Source organism: Yoonia sp. (assembly GCF_965660735.1).
GTDB lineage: Bacteria > Pseudomonadota > Alphaproteobacteria > Rhodobacterales > Rhodobacteraceae > Yoonia.
Window position 1 is genome coordinate 26111 of sequence record NZ_CBFIBD010000026.1, and the last position, 19866, is coordinate 45976.

19 protein-coding genes are annotated in these 19866 nt (G+C 60.9%); 7 read left to right on the forward strand and 12 right to left on the reverse strand.

The window, feature by feature from the left end:
• Nucleotides 1-43 precede the first annotated feature (43 nt).
• The 5 genes from ACTG4B_RS10595 to betI all read right to left on the reverse strand — a co-directional run bounded on the left by ACTG4B_RS10595 (nt 44) and on the right by betI (nt 6000).
• Nucleotides 44-691: a thermonuclease family protein gene (locus ACTG4B_RS10595; RefSeq protein WP_439155673.1), complete on the reverse strand. Its 648-nt coding sequence runs from the start codon at nt 689-691 to the stop codon at nt 44-46.
• 64 nt (nt 692-755) lie between these two features.
• Nucleotides 756-2414, reverse strand: a complete 1659-nt coding sequence (gene betA / locus ACTG4B_RS10600; protein ID WP_439155674.1) for a choline dehydrogenase — start codon at nt 2412-2414, stop codon at nt 756-758.
• Entirely contained in the window at nt 2415-3866 is a 1452-nt protein-coding gene (betB, locus tag ACTG4B_RS10605) for a betaine-aldehyde dehydrogenase (RefSeq protein WP_439155675.1), read from the reverse strand.
• Between the two features lie 44 nt (nt 3867-3910).
• Nucleotides 3911-5419, reverse strand: a complete 1509-nt coding sequence (betC, locus tag ACTG4B_RS10610) for a choline-sulfatase (protein WP_439155676.1) — start codon at nt 5417-5419, stop codon at nt 3911-3913.
• Nucleotides 5416-6000: a choline-binding transcriptional repressor BetI gene (betI, locus tag ACTG4B_RS10615; protein WP_439155677.1), complete on the reverse strand. Its 585-nt coding sequence runs from the start codon at nt 5998-6000 to the stop codon at nt 5416-5418. Before betI ends, betC begins: the two co-directional genes overlap by 4 nt.
• A gap of 79 nt (nt 6001-6079) precedes the next feature.
• On the opposite strand from betI, the gene choX reads away from it, so the two are divergent.
• Genes choX through choV form a run of 3 tightly spaced genes read left to right on the forward strand, consistent with a single transcriptional unit; the run spans nt 6080 to nt 8909 of the window.
• Nucleotides 6080-7003, forward strand: a complete 924-nt coding sequence (gene choX, locus ACTG4B_RS10620; protein ID WP_439155678.1) for a choline ABC transporter substrate-binding protein — start codon at nt 6080-6082, stop codon at nt 7001-7003.
• A gap of 59 nt (nt 7004-7062) precedes the next feature.
• Nucleotides 7063-7896, forward strand: coding sequence for a choline ABC transporter permease subunit (gene choW / locus ACTG4B_RS10625; protein ID WP_439155679.1), 834 nt, complete (start codon nt 7063-7065; stop codon nt 7894-7896).
• Entirely contained in the window at nt 7893-8909 is a 1017-nt protein-coding gene (gene choV / locus ACTG4B_RS10630; protein ID WP_439155680.1) for a choline ABC transporter ATP-binding protein, read from the forward strand. The genes choW and choV overlap by 4 nt, the downstream gene beginning before the upstream one ends.
• Before the next feature lie 35 nt (nt 8910-8944).
• On the opposite strand, the gene ACTG4B_RS10635 is transcribed toward choV, so the two are convergent.
• Nucleotides 8945-9847, reverse strand: a complete 903-nt coding sequence (locus ACTG4B_RS10635; RefSeq protein WP_439155681.1) for a DMT family transporter — start codon at nt 9845-9847, stop codon at nt 8945-8947.
• Nucleotides 9848-9967: 120 nt separating this feature from the next.
• Here ACTG4B_RS10635 and ACTG4B_RS10640 point away from each other — a divergent pair, with 120 nt between their 5' ends.
• From ACTG4B_RS10640 to ACTG4B_RS10650, 3 genes are all read left to right on the forward strand, one after another.
• Complete coding sequence (locus tag ACTG4B_RS10640) at nt 9968-10783, forward strand: TIGR00282 family metallophosphoesterase (RefSeq protein WP_439155682.1); 816 nt, start codon at nt 9968-9970, stop codon at nt 10781-10783.
• Between the two features lie 48 nt (nt 10784-10831).
• Nucleotides 10832-12613: an SLC13 family permease gene (locus ACTG4B_RS10645; RefSeq protein WP_439155683.1), complete on the forward strand. Its 1782-nt coding sequence runs from the start codon at nt 10832-10834 to the stop codon at nt 12611-12613.
• A gap of 73 nt (nt 12614-12686) precedes the next feature.
• A complete protein-coding gene (locus tag ACTG4B_RS10650; RefSeq protein ID WP_439155684.1) occupies nt 12687-13436 on the forward strand; it encodes a YebC/PmpR family DNA-binding transcriptional regulator in 750 nt (249 codons plus the stop codon).
• Between the two features lie 76 nt (nt 13437-13512).
• On the opposite strand, the gene ACTG4B_RS10655 is transcribed toward ACTG4B_RS10650, so the two are convergent.
• On the reverse strand, nt 13513-14052 hold the full coding sequence (locus ACTG4B_RS10655; RefSeq protein ID WP_439155685.1) for a 5-formyltetrahydrofolate cyclo-ligase: 540 nt from the start codon (nt 14050-14052) through the stop codon (nt 13513-13515).
• A complete protein-coding gene (gene mgtE / locus ACTG4B_RS10660; protein WP_439155686.1) occupies nt 14052-15425 on the reverse strand; it encodes a magnesium transporter in 1374 nt (457 codons plus the stop codon). The genes ACTG4B_RS10655 and mgtE overlap by 1 nt, the downstream gene beginning before the upstream one ends.
• Before the next feature lie 99 nt (nt 15426-15524).
• On the opposite strand from mgtE, the gene guaD reads away from it, so the two are divergent.
• Nucleotides 15525-16811: a guanine deaminase gene (gene guaD, locus ACTG4B_RS10665; RefSeq protein ID WP_439155687.1), complete on the forward strand. Its 1287-nt coding sequence runs from the start codon at nt 15525-15527 to the stop codon at nt 16809-16811.
• Here the strand turns inward: guaD and ACTG4B_RS10670 are convergent.
• The 4 genes from ACTG4B_RS10670 to ACTG4B_RS10685 all read right to left on the reverse strand — a co-directional run.
• A complete protein-coding gene (locus tag ACTG4B_RS10670) occupies nt 16808-17257 on the reverse strand; it encodes a CAP domain-containing protein (protein WP_439155688.1) in 450 nt (149 codons plus the stop codon). The genes guaD and ACTG4B_RS10670 overlap by 4 nt on opposite strands.
• A gap of 45 nt (nt 17258-17302) precedes the next feature.
• Entirely contained in the window at nt 17303-18640 is a 1338-nt protein-coding gene (locus ACTG4B_RS10675) for an 8-oxoguanine deaminase (protein ID WP_439155689.1), read from the reverse strand.
• A complete protein-coding gene (locus ACTG4B_RS10680) occupies nt 18633-19442 on the reverse strand; it encodes an inositol monophosphatase family protein (protein ID WP_439155690.1) in 810 nt (269 codons plus the stop codon). The genes ACTG4B_RS10675 and ACTG4B_RS10680 overlap by 8 nt, the downstream gene beginning before the upstream one ends.
• 72 nt (nt 19443-19514) lie before the next feature.
• The coding region (locus ACTG4B_RS10685) for a helix-turn-helix domain-containing protein (RefSeq protein ID WP_439155691.1) at nt 19515-19866 on the reverse strand (352 nt) is incomplete at its 5' end.

The following is a 19866-nucleotide window of genomic DNA, read 5'->3' on the forward strand; positions in this document are numbered from 1 at the left end:
TACAGACAGGTCAGATCACAGACCTTGATACGGATCAAAGTACTCAGTTTCTGGTCGCCCGCCATCCTGCGGCTTCGGCCTCGGACCTGCTGCAAAACCAGCGTTCGCCGCGCGAAGGGTTGATCGCGGTGCGATCATAATCGCGCCCGCCGGGCACGTGATAGATGCGTCCGCTTTTGGAAATATTGCCCTTGATCACGCAATCTGTTTCCGGCGCGTTACGTGCCGCAGCCTGTCCCGCGCGGTAATCGGCAGGCCTTTCCACATCAAACCCCCACAGGCCCCGCCCGGCCACCGCCGCCGCCTTTTCATCCAGATCGTACTTGCTGGAATAGCGCCGGTAAGCCCAGGCGATGCCGTCACTGACAAGTGCGGCCCCCAGATCAACCCCGCCGACATCACAAGTCGCCACGACCCGCCCATACCGGTCGATATCTTGCTGGGTGCAGCGGGCGCGCTGGCCTTCGAAACGGTCGCGCACCACGTCCCGCGCCCAGCGCCCGCAATCCCATTTCTGCCCGCCGGATGCACAGGGCTGTCCCATCTCTGGCGCGTCCACGCCAAACAACCGCACGCGCACGCCACCGATATCAAACGTGTCCGCGTCAATCACACGCAAGACGCCACCAGGCGCAGCAAAGCTACCCGTTGCAAGAAACAGCGCCAGAAAAAGGAAAAGGGGTCGGGTCATGCGGCAGGCATGATTGTCCTGCTGCGAACCCTCAAGCCAATTCGTTAACGAAGGTTAACAAACCTTAACGCTGTGACGTTTCCCACGCAGGGTGTATCCAGGGCTGGTCATTGGCGGGGGGCAACGGATGACGTTGCAGGATGTGGTCAGACACCTTTTCACCCACCATGATCGACGGCCCATTCAGATTACCGTTCGTGATGCGCGGAAAGATCGAACTGTCCGCCAGCCGTAACCCGTCAACTCCGATCACGCGCGCCTGCGGATCGACCACCGCCATAGGATCATCAACAGCGCCCATCTTGCAGGTGCCACAGGGATGATAGGCGCTTTCGACGTGATCGCGAATAAAGGCATCCAGTTCTTCATCCGTCTGCGCGGCGTCACCGGGCTGAATTTCATGACCACGATAGTCGTCAAATGCGGGTTGGGCGAAAATCTCGCGGGTCAGGTGGATTGAGGTGCGGAAATCCTCCCAGTCTGATGGGTCGGACATATAGTTGAACTGAATGCGCGGATTGTCGTTCGGGTCGGACGACCGCAGTGTGACCTGCCCGCGCGAGACAGACCGCATCGGGCCGACATGCGCCTGGAACCCGTGGCCTTCTGGGGCAACCTTGCCGTCATAGCTGACCGCAATCGGCAGGAAATGGTACTGGATATCGGGATAATCGACGCCGGCACGCGACCTGATAAAGCCCGCGCTTTCGAACTGGTTCGAACTGCCAAGCCCGGTTTTCCACAACAGCCATTCCGCCCCGATCCGCGCCTTGCCGCGCAGGTTCCAGTAGGAAAACAGCGATACCGGTTTGGTCGCCGCCTGCTGAATATAAAGTTCCAGATGGTCCTGAAGGTTCTGGCCGACACCCGGACGGTCGGCGACCACGTCGATCCCGTGTTCCGCCAGATGCGCCGCCGGGCCAATGCCCGACAGCATCAGAAGTTTGGGCGAATTCAGCGACGACGCCGCAATGATCACCTCGACATTGGCGCGTATCACGAAGGTCTTGTTGCCGCGGCTGACCTCGACCCCGACAGCGCGACCGTTTTCGATCACGATACGGCGGGCAAATGCACGGGTCAGGGTGCAATTGGGACGTTTCAGTGCCGGACGCAGATAGGCGCTCGCGGCCGACCAGCGGTGACCCTTGTAGATGGTCGCATCGAAAGGGCCGAACCCTTCCTGCTGTTCGCCATTGTAATCCCCTGTGACAGGATAGCCTGCCTGATGCCCCGCTGCGACAAAGGCACGGGTCAGCGGGTTCTTGCGGGGCCCGCGTGTGACATGCAACGGGCCATCGGTGCCGCGCCAAGCCGGATCACCGCCATGGCCGCCGTCATGCCAGTTTTCCATCCGTTTGAAATAGGGCAGCACATCGGCATAGGACCAGCCCTGTGCGCCGCTCTCGGCCCAGTGATCGAAATCACGCGCATGGCCGCGCACATAGATCATGCCGTTGATGGATGACGACCCGCCAATGACCTTGCCACGGGGCGTCACCAACTGCCGCCCGCCAAGATGCGGTTCGGGTTCGGTTTTCAAACCCCAGTCATACATCTTCATGTTCATCGGGTATGACAGTGCGGCAGGCATCTGGATGAACGGGCCACGGTCGGACCCGCCGTGTTCGATGACCAGAACCTGCTTGCCCGCTTCGGCCAGACGGTAGGCCATGGCGCAACCCGCACTGCCCGCGCCGACGATGACATAATCAGCTTGCATCTAGAAAGGTGCCTCCAGGTCGCCCATGCGGACATAGACGCTTTTGATCTGGCTGTAGTATTCGATCGCCGCCTTGGAGTTTTCACGCCCCACGCCAGACAGTTTGGAACCGCCAAAAGGTGCTTCAACCGGGGCATCGTTGTAGGTGTTGATATAGCAGGTGCCAGCAGCAAAGCCGGCGGCCATGCGGTGCCCGCGGGTCAGGTCGGCGGTAAAGACCCCTGCGGCAAGGCCATAGATCGTGTCGTTGGCACGCATCAGCGCTTCTTCTTCCGTGTCGAAATCAAAGACCGACATGACGGGGCCAAAGATTTCATCGCGCGCGATGGTCATATCGTCGCTGACATCGGCGAAAACCGTGGGTTCCAGAAAGAACCCCGGCATGTCGGGGCGTTTGCCGCCACAAACCAGCGTCGCCCCTTCCGCGATCCCCTTGGCGATGAAACCTTCGACGATATCGCGCTGTTTTTCCGATACCATCGGGCCAAAGTTCACATCGGGGTCTTGCGGATCGCCCATTTTGACACCCGCCAACCGTTCCGTCAGGCGTTTGAGGAACGCATCCTTGATTCCGTTTTGCACGAACACCCGCGTGCCGTTGGAACAAACCTGCCCCGAGGAATAGAAATTGCCCAGGATGGCCCCCGAAACCGCGCTTTCCAGATCAGCATCGTCAAAGATAACCAAGGGCGATTTGCCACCCAGTTCCATCGTGACATTGCGGATACCTTCCGCTGCGGCAGCATAGACCTTGCGGCCGGTGGGCACCGAACCCGTCAGTGACACCTTGTCCACGCGGGGGTCGGTGATCAGCGATGCGCCAACGGCGCCGTAGCCCTGAATGACGTTGTAGACGCCCGCGGGGGCGCCAGCCTCACATAATATCTCGGCCACCTTGAGCGCCGACAGCGGCGTGGTTTCCGACGGCTTGAACACCATCGCGTTGCCGCAGGCCAGCGCGGGTGCGCCTTTCCAGCAGGCGATTTGGGTGGGGTAGTTCCATGCGCCAATGCCCACGCAAACGCCCAGCGGTTCGCGGCGGGTATAGACGAAATCATCCCCCAGGGGGATGTATTCGCCGGTAATGCTGGCGGCCAGCCCGCCGAAATATTCCAGCGCATCGGCCCCCGATGTGGCGTCCGCGACGGATGTTTCCTGATATGGCTTGCCTGTGTCATAGGTTTCCAGCACCGACAGGTCATGGTTGCGCGCACGCATGATATCGGCGGCCCGGCGCAGCACGCGGCCCCGTTCGGTGGCGGACCAGCCCGCCCATTCCTTTTGTGCGCGTCTTGCCGCGTCAAGTGCCTGGCCGACAATCGCAGGTGTGGCTGCGTGCAAGGTGGCAATGACCTTGCCTGTGTAGGGATAGATGACCTCGATCACCTCTCCGGCTGTGTCTTCGACATACTTGCCATCGATGAAATGGCTGGCGGTTGGTTGTATTTGCATGGTGCGGAGCCTCCGGCGGGGATATTTAAACTCGGAAGAAGCGACTACTCGCCGCGTGGGAAACGCTGGTTTTCTTCCAGAACATTCAGGTCCATGTGATTGCGCATGTAGCGTTCAGACGCTTTTTGCAGCGGCTGGTAGTCCCATGGGTAGTAGTTGCCGTTGCGCAGCGCCTCGTAGACCACCCAGCGGCAGGCCTGACTTTGACGCACATCGGCATCGAAACGGGCAAGGTCCCAGCGGGCTTCTGATTTGGCACGCAGCTGGATCAGCGTGCCCTGGTGCGCCGGGACATCGGCAAGGTTCGTCAGCTCGTACGGGTCGGCATCAAGGTCGAACAATTGGTCAGGGTCCAGCGCGCAGCGGTTGTATTTCCACTTGCCATAGCGCAGCGACACCAGAGGCGCGTTGCTGGCTTCGGCGGCGTATTCCATCGCGACGGGCGTATCACGTGTGCCGCCCTGCCCCAGATGCACAAGGCTTTCGCCCATCGTCCATGGCATGACCTCTGACATATCCACACCGGCCAGATCGCAAAGCGTTGGCGTGACATCGATATTGCTGACCGGTGTGGGGTTCAGGCCCGGTTCCATGTCGGGGCTGGCGATCATCAGCGGGACACGTGCCGACCCTTCGAAGAAAGACATCTTGAACCACAGGCCGCGTTCACCCAGCATGTCGCCGTGATCGGACACAAAAAGGATCGTGGCATCCTGTCGTGTGTCTTCAAGCGTTTGCAGCACTTCGCCCACCTTGTCGTCGAGGTAAGAGATATTGGCGAAATAGGCCCGGCGGGCGCGCTTTATGTGGTCTTCGGTGATGTTGAAATTGTCGCGGTCATTGGCATCGAGGATGCGTTTGGAGTGTGCATCCTGTTCGTCATAGGGGATCGGGCCCACCTGCGGCATCAGGTGGTCGCAGTCTGCGTACAGATCCCAGTATTTCTTGCGCGCCACATAAGGGTCATGTGGATGGGTGAAGCTGACGGTCAGGCACCACGGCCGCACGTCATGGCCGCGCGACAAATCATACAGTTGACGTGTCGCATTATATGCCACCTCGTCGTCATATTCCATCTGGTTGGTGATCTCGGCCACGCCAGCGCCGGTTACCGACCCCATGTTGTGATACCACCAGTCGATCCGGTCGCCCGGCTTGCGGTAATCCGGGGTCCAGCCGAAATCGGCAGGGTAGATATCAGTGGTCAGGCGTTCTTCGAAACCGTGCATCTGGTCGGGCCCGACAAAATGCATCTTGCCCGACAGGCAAGTCTGATAACCCGCGCGGCGCAGATGGTGCGCAAAGGTTGGTATGGAAGAGGTGAATTCGGCGGCATTGTCATAGACACCGTTGCGCGACGGCAATTGCCCCGACATGAACGCGGCCCGCCCCGGCGCGCAAAGCGGTGAGGCGGTATAGGCGTTGGCGAAACGTGTCGATCGCGCGGCAAGTTTTTTCAGATTGGGTGCATGCAACCAGTCAGCGGGCCCATCCGGAAAGAAGGTCCCGCTGAGCTGATCGACCATGATGATCAGGATATTTGGCTGTGTCATATCGCTGTCCCTTTCAATTCCAACCGGAGCAGTGTGAGCACATGGTCGGCGGCGGGCAAATCGCAGCGCTTTGACCATTGCAGGCCGCGGCGCAGGTATAGCCCGTCGATCAGCCCTGCAATCCGCGCCGCAGCCTGATCTGCGCGATCCCCGATCAGCGGGCGCAGGTTATACACCAGATTGCTGTGCAATCGCCGCTGATAGACCGACAGCAAACGTCGCGCATCCGGTGACGACTGCGCCAGCACATAGAAATTCAGCCATGCGGCAACGACCTCGCGCCGGAAGTTCGACGATGTAAATCCCGCGCGGATGATCGCCTCCAGCCGGGGCAGATCGCCGTCCGCCATTGCCATGGCACCGCGCACTTCGGCCCCGTAAACCGTCAGCGTATGGCGCATCGCCGCCAGGAAAATCTGTTCCTTGCCGCCAAAATAGTGATGCGCCAGCGCCGATGACATGCCGGCACGCTTGGCGATCTGGCTAACCGTCACATCCAACGTTCCCGCCGCCCCGATTTCATCAATCGTGGCTTTCACTAGGGCCGCGCGGCGGATAGGCTCCATTCCAAGCTTTGGCATATCATCCTCAAAGGGGTTGCCATGGCACCTAAAACGTTCTTTATTGACTCGTCAATCAAGAAACAACCGGGAGAAAGAAATGACATTCAAATCCACCCTATCCGTGCTGGCGCTTGTTGCTGCCTCACCTGCACTGGCCGACTGCGACACGATCACGTTTTCTGACGTTGGCTGGACCGACATCACTGCGACCACCGCGGCCACATCGGTTGTGCTGGATGCGCTGGGTTATGACACAGACATCAAACTGCTGTCGGTTCCAGTGACCTATATTTCGCTGGCCGAAGGCGACGTCGACGTATTCCTTGGCAACTGGATGCCCACGATGGAGGCCGACATCGCCCCCTACCGCGAAGCGGGCACTGTGGACACCGTGCGCGCCAATCTTGAGGGGGCGAAATATACGCTGGCCGTCAATCGCGCCGCTGCCGACATGGGCATTGCCTCATTCGCAGATATCGCTGCCAATGCAGACGCGCTGGACGGCAAGATCTATGGGATCGAACCCGGCAATGACGGCAACCGCCTGATCCTTGACATGATCGAAGCCGACGCATTCGGGCTGAACGGGTTCGCGGTTGCCGAAAGTTCCGAACAGGGGATGCTGGCACAGGTTGACCGCGCGTCTGGCCGGGGCGAACCGATCGTGTTCCTGGGCTGGGAACCACACCCGATGAATGCCAATTTCGATATGTCCTATCTGGAAGGCGGCGATGACTGGTTTGGCCCGAACCTGGGCGGTGCGACGGTTTACACCAACACCCGCGCCGGTTTTGTGGATGAATGCCCCAATGTAGGTGCGCTGCTGACAAATCTGGAATTCACGCTGGCCATGGAAAACGAGATCATGGGCGCGATCCTGAATGATGGCGCAGACCCGGCCGATGCCGCGACCGCATGGCTGGCCGCCAATCCCGACGCCTACGCAGGCTGGCTGGACGGTGTGACCACCAAGGATGGTGGCGATGCCGCCGCTGCCGTGGCCGCAAAGCTGGCCCAGTAACCACACATTGACAGGCGGTCCCCGACGGGGCCGCCTTTTTCGTATCAGACGAGGCATGCATGGACTGGCTGACCCAAAACAAGATCCCCATTGGCCCTTGGGCAAAATCCATCTTTGACTGGATGAACCGCAACATGGGTTTTTTCTTTGACTGGCTGTCCAACGCGATGGAGGCATTGATTGACGGGATCCTGTGGGTTCTGGAAACGCCGCATCCCTTTATCATCATAGCTGCCTTTGCCGCGTTGACGTGGTTGCTGCAACGCAACTGGAAAACGCCGCTGCTGATCGTGCTGGGGTTTCTATTCATCCTCAATCAGGATTACTGGGAAGAAACGATGCAATCGCTGACGCTGGTGCTGTCGGCTTGCGTTGTCTGCATGGGCGTGGGCGTGCCCATCGGGATCGCCGCCGCACACCGGCCCCGGCTTTACCGGGCGATGGCGCCGGTCCTGGACCTGATGCAGACGCTGCCGACGTTTGTCTATCTGATCCCGGCCATCGTGTTCTTTGGCATCGGCATGGTGCCTGGGCTGATCGCCACAGTGATCTTTGTGCTGCCCGCGCCAATCCGGCTGACGCATCTGGGCGTGTCCTCGACACCGACACCATTGCTTGAAGCCGCGCAAGCCTTTGGCGCCACAAAACGGCAGGTGCTGTTCAAGGTTGAATTGCCCTCGGCGCTGCCGCAGATCATGGCGGGACTGAACCAGACGATCATGCTGTCGCTGTCGATGGTCGTCATCGCGGCCCTTGTAGGGGCCAGCGGATTGGGCGTGCCCGTGATCCGGGCGCTGAATACGGTCAACACATCGCTGGGGTTTGAATCCGGCTTTGTCATCGTGGTTGTCGCGATCATGCTGGACAGGATGTTGCGGGTGAAATCGAAATGAATGCTGTTGAATTTGATAATGTGTCCATCGTCTTCGGGGACAGACCGGAAACCGCCCTGCCGCTGATGGATCAGGGGCAGGAACGCCCGGAAATCCGCGAGGCGACGGGCCAGGTGCTGGGCGTGCATGACTGTTCGCTGAACGTGGCCGAGGGCGAAATCCTCGTGCTGATGGGGCTGTCGGGGTCTGGCAAATCCACGCTCTTGCGCGCGGTCAACGGGCTGAATCCCGTGATCCGCGGCGAGGTGCGAATCCACGACGGCAACTGGACATGCGGCGTCGGCAGTGCATCGGCCAGCGACCTGCGCAGGGTCCGGCGGGAATATGTGTCGATGGTGTTCCAGCAATTCGGCCTGCTGCCATGGCGGACTGTGCGCGACAACGTGGGGCTGGGGCTCGAGCTGGCCGGGCTGGACAAGGCCGCGCGAAACAAACAGGTCGATCGGGAATTGCAGATGGTGGGGCTTGATGACAGGGCCGATGCACTGGTGGGCGAGCTTTCGGGCGGAATGCAACAGCGCGTCGGGCTGGCGCGGGCCTTTGCCACGGATGCGCCGATTTTGCTGATGGACGAACCTTTCTCGGCACTCGATCCGCTGATCCGCACGCGGCTTCAGGACGAACTGCTTGACCAGCAGGCCAAACGGAACAAGACGATCATCTTCGTCAGCCATGATCTGGACGAGGCGTTCAAACTGGGCAACCGGATCGCCATCATGGAAGGTGGTCGGATCGTGCAAATCGGCACACCGCGCGAGATTTTCACGAACCCCGCAAATGAATATGTGGCCGATTTCGTGGCCCATATGAACCCGCTGGGCGTACTGACCGCACGGGACGTGATGATTGCAGGCGATGCGGCTGGACCAGCGATAGATGCGGAAACCCCTGTCCATGACATCATGCAGATGATTGAAACCACGGCTTTGCAAGTGACAGAGAACGGCCAGCCTGTTGGCCAGATCACGCAAGCGTCGATCCTTGCACGCCTCGCCCCGGCTTCTTCCGAGTAGAAATATCCCCGCCGGAGGCTGCGCCAAAGGCGCAATCAGACCTTTGTCGCGGGCACGGCCGGGGTAACGGCGCGCCGTGCCACCGCCTCGCGCCAGGTGATGAAACTGACCGAGGCCATGATGATGACGCCGCCAAGCACCACAAAGGCATCCACCGCCTCGCCAAAAAACACAGCACCCAGCAGCACCGCCCAGACCAGTTGCAGAAAGGTCACCGGCTGGGTGACGGTCAGCGGGGCCGCAGCAAAGGCCATGGTCATCGTATAGTGCCCCGCCGTGGCAAAACAGGCGACCAGAAACAACCCGCCCAACTGCCCCCATGTCGGCGTCACCCAGACCGCCGCGGCAAACGGGGCCAGCCCGATCGTGACCGTGATCGACAGCATCCCCACCACAACAGCCGGTGACAATTCACCCGAAAGCTGTTTCGCAATCAGATAGCCGATGGCAAAAAACACGGCCGTCGCCAGCATCGCGATATGCCCCGGTTCCACTGCCTTCATGCCGGGGCGCAAAATAACCGCCGCACCCACCAGCGCCAACAGCACGGCGATCAGGCGGCGCGGCGGGAGTTTCTCACCCAAAAACAATGCCGCCCCGATTGAAACATACACCGGCGACAGATAATTCATCGCCGTCACCTCTGCGATAGGGATGCGGGCCATGGCAAAGAACCACAAGATCACCGCCAGCGTATGCATCACACCGCGCGCGGCGAACAGCCGCAGTTGTCTTTGGGTCAGCCGCGCGTTCAGGATCGGGCGGATCATCGGCAACAAGAACACCAGTCCAAGCAGATAACGCAGGAACGCGGCCTCTGCGGCGGGAACATCCTTGCCCAGATATTTCACGATTGCCGTTACGGCAACAAACATCAGGCCGGTAACAACCATCCAGAAAACACCGGCAAGTGGGCGCGAGGTAGAAATATTTTGCATGCCATAGCGGTGGCACCATCCGTGCAACAAGGCAAGCGTGACCGCGCAGAAATCCTGCCTAAAGAGCCTGCACGAAAAAATCTTCTAGAAGATTTTTTGCAGACCACCTAACAGGGTGACATGAGAATTCTTTTCCTTGGTGATGTCATGGGCCGCGCAGGCCGGGCCGCTGTTACAGCGCATCTGTCGCAATTGCGTCAGGACTGGCGGCTGGATTTCGTCGTCGTGAACGGCGAAAATGCCACATCCGGCATGGGGCTGTCCACCGATCACGCCAAGCTGTTGCTGGATGCGGGTGCCGATGTGGTGACGCTGGGCGATCATGCCTTTGATCAAAAGGACATGCTGGGTTTCATCGAAAAGGAACCGCGCATCATTCGCCCGCTCAACTATTCCAAGGCGGCCCCCGGGGCCGGCGCACGCGTTTTCACCGCCCCCGGCGGGCGCAAGGTGTTGGTCGCGCAGGTTCTGGGGCAGGTTTTCATGAAACGGCCCTTTGATGATCCGTTTTCGGCGCTGGATGCCACGCTGCGCCAGTATCCCATGGGCGGGCAGGTGCAGGCCAGCCTGATCGACGTGCACTGCGAGGCGACATCAGAAAAGATGGCCATGGGCCATTTCTGCGACGGGCGCGCCAGCATCGTCGTCGGTACGCATACGCACATCCCGACCGCAGATGCGATGATCCTGCCCGGTGGCACCGCTTACCTGTCCGATGCAGGCATGTGCGGCGATTACAATTCCGTCATCGGGATGGAAAAGACAGAACCGCTGCGCCGTTTCATCACCGGCATGCCCAAGGCGCGGTTCACCCCCGCAACCGAATCCGCCACCCTTTCGGGGTTATATGTCGAAACCGACGATCGCACCGGCAAGGCGACACGCGTTGAAATGATCCGGCAGGGTGGCCGGTTGGCGCAGGCCGGACCCACGTGACAGCGGCTCTGCTTGCCCTGATCAGCCCCATTCGCAAGGCTGGATACCATGAATAATCTGTTCGCATTAAGCCAGACGCAATCTGCGTTTCTCACCATCGCCGTTATCGCCGCGATGTTCGTGATGTTCTTGCGCGAAACATACCCCACCGAAGTCGTCGCCCTGATCGGCGTATCGACGCTGCTTGTCACCGGTGTTCTGCCCTACACCGACGCAGTCGCGGCGCTGTCCAACCCCGCCCCCTGGACGATTGCGGCAATGTTCATCATCGTCGGTGCCCTGGTGCGCACCGGCGCGCTGCACAGCATGACCCAGCTAGCCGAACGGCAGGCCAAGGTCAGCCCCGCGCGTGCTATAGGGGGGGGGCTGATCTTTGTCGCACTGGGCAGCGCGATCATGAACAACACGCCGCTGGTTGTCGTGATGATCCCGGTTTTTGTGCAGCTCGCGCGCACCTTGGGAACATCCGCCAGCAAGCTGCTGATCCCGCTTAGCTATGCGGCCATTGTCGGCGGCACGCTGACGCTGCTTGGCACCTCGACCAACCTGCTGGTCGACGGGGTCGCGCGGGCTTCGGGGCTGGAGCCCTTTGGCATTCTCGAAATCATGCCCGTGGGTGCCGTCGTGGTGATATGGACCTTTCTTTATCTTTTCGTCATGGGGCCGCGCCTGCTGCCTGACAGGCCCAGCATGGCGACCATGCTGTCGGACCGCTCAAAGATGCGGTTTTTCACCGAGGCGGTGATCCCCCCCGACAGCAACCTGATCGGCCGCGAAGTGACCGGCGTGCAGTTGTTCAAACGCGACGGCGTGCGGCTGATCGACGTCGTGCGCGGCGACAAATCGCTGCGGCGCAACCTAAAGGGCGTTGAGTTGCAAGTTGGCGACCGGGTCGTGCTACGCACCGAAATGTCCGAACTGCTGTCATTGCAAGCGACCAAGGACCTGCGCCGCGTCGATCAGGTGTCAGCGGTGGAGACCACCACGGTCGAGGTGCTGATCACCCCCAACTGCAAGATGGTGGGACGGCGGCTGGGCTCACTGCGGCTGCGGCGGCGCTATGCGGTCTATACGCTGGCGGTCCACCGGCGCGACATCAATATCGCTCAGCAGATGGACGATATTGTCGTGCGCGTCGGAGACACACTGCTGTTGGAGGGCGCGCCCGAAGATATCCAGCGGCTGGCCGAGGACATGAACCTTGGCGATGTGTCGAAACCGTCGCAGCGGGCCTATCGGCGCGGACATGCGCCTGTGGCGATCGGAACGCTGTTGGGCGTGGTCATTCTGGCAGCGCTTGGTGTCGCACCGATCCTGTTGCTGGCCATGGTCGGGGTGACAGTTGTATTGATGACCGGCTGCATCGACGCGGACGAGGCGTTTTCCTTTATCGAAGGCCGCCTTCTGGCGCTGATCTTTGCGATGCTGGGGGTCGGATCGGCGCTGCAATCCTCGGGCGCGGTCGCGATGATCGCCGACACGCTGTCGCCGGTGATGATGGTGCTGCCGCCGTTCTTCATCGTCTTGGCGGTTTACATGCTGTCCAGCCTGCTGACCGAACTGGTGTCGAACAATGCCGTTGCGGTCGTCATGACCCCCATCGCGATCGGCCTGGCCAGCGCACTGGGCGTCGATCCGCGCCCGCTGGTCGTAGCCGTGATGATCGCCGCCAGCGCCAGCTTTGCCACGCCCATCGGATACCAGACCAACACGCTGGTCTATGGGCCGGGGGGGTATCGGTTTGCCGATTTTCTGAAATTCGGTATCCCGCTGAACTTGTCGCTGGCCCCTGTGGTATCCTTTGTCATTCCCTTTGTCTGGCCCCTCTAGGACGTGGGTTGCGGGCAGCCCTGCCCTTGCCTTATAGAGACGCAGATTTACTCCACATCTGACGAGGTTTCCGATGGCCGGCCACTCAAAATGGGCAAATATCCAGCACCGCAAGGGACGACAGGATAAACTGCGCTCCAAGCTGTTTTCCAAGCTGGCCAAGGAAATCACCGTTGCTGCAAAGATGGGCGACCCGGACCCTGACAAGAATCCCCGCCTGCGTCTTGCGGTCAAGGAAGCGAAATCAAGCTCGGTGCCCAAGGACGTGATTGACCGTGCGATCAAGAAATCCCAAGGTGGGGATGCGGAAAACTATGACGAAATCCGCTATGAAGGTTATGGCCCCGGCGGCGTTGCCGTGATTGTCGAGGCGATGACCGACAACCGCAACCGCACCGGATCGACCGTCCGGTCCACATTTTCCAAACATGGTGGCAATCTGGGTGAAACCGGGTCTGTCGGATTCATGTTCGACCGCAAGGGCCAGGTGGTTTATCCCGCATCCGTGGGCGACGCCGACACGGTGATGATGGCCGCGATCGAGGCGGGTGCCGAAGACGTGCAAAGCGATGAAGACAATCACGTCATCATCTGCGCCGACACCGACCTGAACGATGTCGCCACGGCACTGGAAGCCGCATTGGGCGAATCAGAATCGACCAAACTGATCTGGCAGCCCAACATCACGACAGAGGTCGATCTGGAAGGCTTGACCAAGCTGATGAAGCTGCTGGACACCTTGGAAGAGGACGATGATGTGCAGCGCGTCACCGCTAATTTCGAGGCCTCTGACGACGTGATGGACGCTTTTTCCAGCACCTGACGCATGCCTCTGGGGACGACACAAATTTCGCGAAATTTGTGGCCTCCGGCGGGGATATTTGAACGACAAAGAAGCGTCAGGGCGTGATCACGCCCTGTTCCGTCACGATCAGGTCAAGAGGTTGGTCGGTAGGTTCCAGCGGCAGTGCGCTGTCTTCCTGTGCGGCATAGGCAAAGCCGATCGCCAGCGTGGGTCGCCGGCTGCGCAGCAGTTCCAGCGTCCGGTCGTAAAACCCGCCGCCATAGCCCAGCCGCCCGCCGCGCCTGTCAAAGGCGACCAACGGGACGATGACGATTTCAGGCTGCATCCAGTCGCCGTTTTCAGGGATCTGCGCGCCGAATTGCCCCGCCACCATCGCGCACCCCGGCTCCCACAGGCGGAATTGCAGGGGCTGGCCCTTGCCCATGATCACCGGCACGCCGACGGGACCGTGTGCTGCGGCCTCTTCCATCGCCGCCGTCGGGTCGATTTCCGTGCGCATCGCCATGTAGCCGGACAGCGGCACACCGCGATATCCTGCCAGAACGGTGCTCAGATGTGCGGCGGTGCCCTGTCCTATTGCATGGGCCTGCGCCCGCCGCGCGAATGCAGCATCGCGTGCGGCGCTTTTGTCCATCAGATCAGCCAAAGTGCTGCAAGCCCGAGGAAGGCGAAAAAACCCACCACATCGGTCACTGTCGTCACAAACGTGCCGGAGGCCAGGGCCGGGTCAACCCCGATCTTGTCCAGCACAACCGGCACCACCGTCCCTGCCAGCCCCGCCACCACAAGGTTGAAGACCATCGCCACGCCAATGACCACACCCAACATCGGCGACCCGAACCAGACCAGCCCCACAACACCCATTACCAGCGCAAAGATCAAACCGTTGATTAAACCGACCAGGACTTCGCGGCGGATCACACGCCACACGTTCGATGATGTCAGGTCGCGGGTCGCAATCGCGCGCACGGCCACCGTCAGGGATTGTGTTCCCGCGTTCCCGCCCATGGATGCGACAATGGGCATCAGAACGGCAAGGGCGACCAGGCCCGCAATGGTTTCCTCGAACAGTGAAATGACAAGCGATGCCAAAATCGCTGTCAGCAGGTTAACCGCCAGCCAAGGCAGCCGCCAGCGCGTGGTTTGCAGCACGGAATCCGACAGGCTACCTTCGCCCACACCGGCAAGGCGCAGGATGTCTTCTTCGGCTTCTTCTTCCAGAAACGCCATGGCGTCGTCGATGGTGATCACCCCGACGATCCTGTCGTCATCGTCCACCACGGGGGCCGTGATCATGTGATAGTGGTTGATCGCCTGCGCCACCTCCTCCACGTCTTGTTCGACGTGAAAGGTGCGAAAACTGTCTTCGGCAAGATCGACCAGCGGGGTGGCGCGTGCATGGCTCAGGATACGCCCCAGCGTGACATAGCCGATGGCCTTGAGCCGGGGATCGACAAGGATAACATGGTAAAACTGTTCAGGCAGCACCACATCGGACCGCATATAATCGATGGCATCGCCCACGGTCCAATGTTCGGGCGCACGCACCAGTTCGGATTGCATGTGCCGTCCGGCGGATTCTTCGGGATAGGACAGCGCCTGTTCGATGACGACCCGGTCGCCCGCCTCGAGCGCGCCCAGAAACGCCTCTTGCTGTTCTTCGTCCAGATACTCGACCAGATCGACAACGTCGTCGCTGTCCAGATCGCGCACAGCGTCGGCCAGTTCGGCGGGCGCAAGCTGTTCAATTACCTCTTCGCGGATTTGTTCATTCAGTTCCGACAAGACGTCGCCGTCAATCCCGCCCTTCCAGACGGCAAGCAGGTCGCGCCGGTCGCGGTTGTCGATCTGTTCCAGCAAGTGGGCGATATCGGCCGGGTGCAGCGGCTCTAGCAGCGCGCCGATTGCATCGGGTGCGTTTTCGGCGACGGCCTCCAGCACTTCGGCGATCAGCCGGTCGGTGATGCCAAAGGCCTCGTCTTCGCTGGTCTCGGTCGGATCGGCCATGCTGCACCCCTCTTTGTGTCCGCAACATAACCAAATGGCCTAGCCAGACAACGCGATTCCGTGATTTATCGCATTGATCGGCGCGCATAAGGAAATTCGATGGCACAGCAGCTACTTCTTGGACAAACGCTTGGCTTTGCGGGCCCCGCACTGACGGGGGACTGGACCGATGCGGTGCGATATGAACGCCACGGTGCGGTTCTGATCGAAGGTGGCCGGATCGCCGCTGTGGGCAGCGCCGATCTGTTGCGTGCGGCCCATCCCGATGCACCTGTCACCGATTATGGCGCGGCACTGATCAGCGCCGGCTTTGTCGATGCCCATATGCATTACCCCCAGACCGGCATGATCGCCAGTTGGGGCAAACAGCTGATCGACTGGCTGAACACCTACACCTTCCCTGAAGAATCCCGCTTTGGCGATCCGGCCTATGCCGCCGATGTGGCCGCGCGCACGCTTGATCTGGCGCTGGACCACGGCACCACGACGCTGACCAGTTTCTGCACCATCCACCTTGCCAGCGTGGATGCGTTTTTCACCGCCGCCGGCGCGCGCAACATGGCCGTGGTCGCGGGCAAGACCTGCATGGACCGCAATGCACCCGACACGCTGCGCGACACTGCGCAAGGCGCCTATGACGACAGCAAGTCCCTGTTGGACAAGTGGCACGGCACAGGACGGGCGCAATATGCGATCACGCCGCGGTTTTCGCCTACATCTACGGCAGAGCAGCTTGCAGCACTTGGGGCGCTTTGGGCCGAATATCCAGATTGCCTGATGCAGACCCACCTGAGCGAGCAGCAGCCTGAAATCGCATGGGTCCGCGATTTGTTCCCGCACGCCCGCGATTATCTCGATACATACGAACGTCATGGCCTGCTTGGCGCGCGCGGCCTTTATGGCCACGCGATCCATCTGGAACCGCGCGAGGTGGACCGCCTGACCGAAGTGGGTGCGGCGGTCGTGCATTGCCCGACGTCGAACACCTTTATCGGGTCGGGGCTGTTCGATCTGATGGGGCTGGCGCAGGCCGGACTGCGGATCGGGCTGGCGACAGATACCGGCGGCGGATCATCGTTTTCGATGCTGCGCACGATGGCTGCGGCTTATGAAATCGGGCAGTTGCGCGGGGTCGCGTTGCATCCCGCGCAACTGTTGTGGCTGGCGACCGAAGGATCGGCGCAATCGTTGCATATGGGCGGGCAGATCGGCCATCTGGGGGTTGGTGCCATGGCGGACCTTGTGGTGCTTGACCTGGCATCGACGCCCGCGATTGCCCAGCGCAGCGCGCGGGCGAATGATATCTGGGATGCGCTGTTTCCGACGATCATGATGGGCGACGATCGCGCGGTGCGCGCTGTCTGGATTGCGGGCCAGCGCCGCTAGCAGTCCCGCGCCAGCAGCAAGACCCAGGTATCACCCGACCGGCCCATGCCATAGTCGACAAAGGTGCTACCCAGCATGTTGCGCCGGTGGCCAGCAGAGGCACGCCATGCAGCGAAAACGGCGGCTTCGGTCTTTTGTCCAAAGGCGATGTTTTCCGCCGCGGCACAGGCGCGATAGCCGCTGGCGGCGATGCGGTCGCTCATCCTGCCACCGTCAGGCGATTGGTGGGCAAAATAACCGCGCCGCACCATGTCATTTGCATGGGCTTGGGCGGCGCGTTGCAGGCGGCGGTCTGGTGCGACAGCGCCCTGCCCCTGACTGCCGCGGAATGTGTTCATATCTTTGGCGAAACGACCCGTCACGGGCTGGTCCATCGCCTTGACCGCCACAGTTTCGGTGCATGCCGTCACCATCATCATCGCAATCACAGCCACCCAAATCCGCATTTCCAATGTCCTTTGTCTACTCCTGAACAAGATGACAGGGACCGGCTATTCTGCCAGCCGTGCCGCCAATTTGTTCTGCCGGGTAATCGTCGCATCAAGATCAATGGTCGTCATCCGGCCGCCCGCGACCACCTGCCGCCCTTCGACGAACAGATCACGCACCTTGGCAGGCCCCGCCAGCACCAGCGCCGCCGGATCCCATGACCCTGCGTTTTCCACCGCGCGCGCGTCCCAGATCGCGATATCGGCGCGTTTGCCCACGGCGATCTGACCGCAATCGTCGCGGCCCAGCACCTGTGCGCCGCCACGCGTGGCGATTTCCAGCGCCTCGCGCGCTGACATCGCATCGGCACCATTCTGCACCCGCTGCAACAGCATCGCCTGCCGCGCCTCGGCCATCAGGTTACCGACATCATTGCTGGCCGATCCATCCACGCCCAACCCCACGCGCACACCAGCGTCGCGCATCGCACGCACAGGTGCTATGCCCGACCCAAGGCGGCAGTTCGAACAAGGACAGTGTGCAACGCCGGTGCGACTGCGCGCGAACAAGCTGATTTCCTGCGCATCCAGTTTCACGCAATGCGCATGCCAGACATCATCGCCGGTCCACCCCAGGTCTTGCGCATACTGCCCTGGACGGCAGCCGAATTTTTCCAGTGAATAGGCGATGTCTTCTTCGTTTTCGGCCAGATGGGTGTGGAGCATCACGCCCTTGTCGCGGGCCAGCAGGGCCGCGTCGCGCATCAGATCGCGGGTCACGGAAAACGGGCTGCAAGGGGCGACACCGACGCGCACCATCGCGCCCGGGTTCGGGTCGTGGAAGGCATCAATGACGCGGATGCAATCGTTCAGGATCGACGCCTCGTCTTCGACCAGACTGTCGGGGGGCAGGCCACCGGCGCTCTCTCCGATGCTCATCGCGCCGCGGGTGGGGTGAAACCGCAGGCCGACCTGCGAGGCCGCGGCAATCGTGTCATCCAGCCGTGATCCGTTGGGAAAGAGATACAGATGATCGGATGTCAGCGAACAGCCCGAAAGGGCCAATTCTGCCAGCCCGATCTGCGCCGAAGTGAACATTTCATCCGGCCCAAAGCGCGCCCAGATCGGATAGAGCGTTTGCAGCCAGCCGAACAGCAGCGCGTCCTGACCGCCGGGGACCGCCCGGGTCAGCGTCTGGTATAGATGATGATGGGTATTCACCAGACCGGGGGTCACAACCGCACCTGCGGCATCAAGGATGGCACAACCTTCGGCGGGCAGATCGTGCCCAATGGCGGCAATCACGCCGCCTCTGATCCGAATGTCGGACCCGGCCAGTTCCGCCCGGGAATCATCCATCGTCAGAATGGTCATCGCATTGCGGATCAGCATATCACTCATGCAAGGTATCCTGCAAAACAGCCAGTGCTGCAGCATGGACAGTCGGGTTGGCGGCGGCAATAACGCGCCCCCCGTCATGGGCCGGGCCACCGGTCCAACTGGTCACAATTCCGCCCGCCGCCTGAATGACGGCAATGGGGGCGTGAATATCATAGGGGTTCAACCCTGCCTCGATCACCAGATCGACCTGGCCGGCCGCGACAAGCGCGTAGGCGTAGCAATCCATACCATAGCGTGTCAGCCGGGCCCGTGCCGACACGGCCTGAAACGCGCGCATCTCGTCTGGTGTGCCAAGCTCGGGGAATGTCGTCAGCAGGGTCGCGCCCGCCAGATCGCTGCCCTGACGGGTGCGCAGGGGCTGCGTGCCATGTGGCCCGGCCAATTCAGCCTGCCCCAATCCACCAACAAAGCGTTCGCCAATATAAGGCTGGTCGATCAGGCCGAACAGCGGGCCGTTTTCATCGGAAACAGCCACCAGCACGCCCCATGTCGGTGTCCCGCTCATGTAGCCACGGGTGCCGTCGATCGGGTCCAGCACCCATGTCAGGCCACTGGTGCCAGCGGCATGGCCGAATTCTTCGCCAAGGATGGCATCATCGGGGCGCTCACGGGCCAGAACAGTGCGCATGGCTTGTTCAGCCGCACGGTCGGCAGCGGTCACAGGATCAAAGGCGCCCGGTCCCTTGTCGTCAGCGACCAAATCGACGCTGCGGAACAACCGGAGGGTTTCAGGCCGGGCCGTATCCGCAAGAAGATGCGCCACGCGGATCAGTTCCGCCTGGGTGGTCGTATCCAATTCCATGCATGTCATCCCATCTGCGCCAGCCTCGCACGTTGCGGTAGCGCGGTGCAGACGGGTTGGTCAAGGCTGCTTTCAGGCGGCTTCACTCAGGACGCGGGCCAGATCGAACAGGCGGCGGCGCTGATTTTCAGGGATCGCGTAGTAAGAGCGCAGCAATTCCAGCGCTTCCTTGTCTGTCAGGATATCCCCGGGCATATCCTTGTTTCCTGCGGCAGCCACAGGTTGCGCATCAAGACCTTCAAAGAAAAAGGACACCGGCACATTCAAGACATTCGCAATGTCCCAAAGGCGCGATGCACTGACGCGATTCATGCCTGTTTCATATTTCTGGATTTGCTGGAACTTGATCCCCACCTGCTCGGCCAGTTGTTGCTGCGTGGTGCCGTTCATCCAACGGCGATGACGAATGCGTTTACCTACATGG

Excerpts from the sequence above, each read along its gene's own strand:
- ACTG4B_RS10595 (WP_439155673.1), bottom strand. The coding sequence starts at position 691 with ATGACCCGACCCCTTTTCCTTTTTCTGGCGCTGTTTCTTGCAACGGGT.
- betA (WP_439155674.1), bottom strand. The coding sequence starts at position 2,414 with ATGCAAGCTGATTATGTCATCGTCGGCGCGGGCAGTGCGGGTTGCGCC.
- betB (WP_439155675.1), bottom strand. The coding sequence starts at position 3,866 with ATGCAAATACAACCAACCGCCAGCCATTTCATCGATGGCAAGTATGTC.
- betC (WP_439155676.1), bottom strand. The coding sequence starts at position 5,419 with ATGACACAGCCAAATATCCTGATCATCATGGTCGATCAGCTCAGCGGG.
- betI (WP_439155677.1), bottom strand. The coding sequence starts at position 6,000 with ATGCCAAAGCTTGGAATGGAGCCTATCCGCCGCGCGGCCCTAGTGAAA.
- choX (WP_439155678.1), top strand. The coding sequence starts at position 6,080 with ATGACATTCAAATCCACCCTATCCGTGCTGGCGCTTGTTGCTGCCTCA.
- choW (WP_439155679.1), top strand. The coding sequence starts at position 7,063 with ATGGACTGGCTGACCCAAAACAAGATCCCCATTGGCCCTTGGGCAAAA.
- choV (WP_439155680.1), top strand. The coding sequence starts at position 7,893 with ATGAATGCTGTTGAATTTGATAATGTGTCCATCGTCTTCGGGGACAGA.
- ACTG4B_RS10635 (WP_439155681.1), bottom strand. The coding sequence starts at position 9,847 with ATGCAAAATATTTCTACCTCGCGCCCACTTGCCGGTGTTTTCTGGATG.
- ACTG4B_RS10640 (WP_439155682.1), top strand. The coding sequence starts at position 9,968 with ATGAGAATTCTTTTCCTTGGTGATGTCATGGGCCGCGCAGGCCGGGCC.
- ACTG4B_RS10645 (WP_439155683.1), top strand. The coding sequence starts at position 10,832 with ATGAATAATCTGTTCGCATTAAGCCAGACGCAATCTGCGTTTCTCACC.
- ACTG4B_RS10650 (WP_439155684.1), top strand. The coding sequence starts at position 12,687 with ATGGCCGGCCACTCAAAATGGGCAAATATCCAGCACCGCAAGGGACGA.
- ACTG4B_RS10655 (WP_439155685.1), bottom strand. The coding sequence starts at position 14,052 with ATGGACAAAAGCGCCGCACGCGATGCTGCATTCGCGCGGCGGGCGCAG.
- mgtE (WP_439155686.1), bottom strand. The coding sequence starts at position 15,425 with ATGGCCGATCCGACCGAGACCAGCGAAGACGAGGCCTTTGGCATCACC.
- guaD (WP_439155687.1), top strand. The coding sequence starts at position 15,525 with ATGGCACAGCAGCTACTTCTTGGACAAACGCTTGGCTTTGCGGGCCCC.
- ACTG4B_RS10670 (WP_439155688.1), bottom strand. The coding sequence starts at position 17,257 with ATGCGGATTTGGGTGGCTGTGATTGCGATGATGATGGTGACGGCATGC.
- ACTG4B_RS10675 (WP_439155689.1), bottom strand. The coding sequence starts at position 18,640 with ATGAGTGATATGCTGATCCGCAATGCGATGACCATTCTGACGATGGAT.
- ACTG4B_RS10680 (WP_439155690.1), bottom strand. The coding sequence starts at position 19,442 with ATGGAATTGGATACGACCACCCAGGCGGAACTGATCCGCGTGGCGCAT.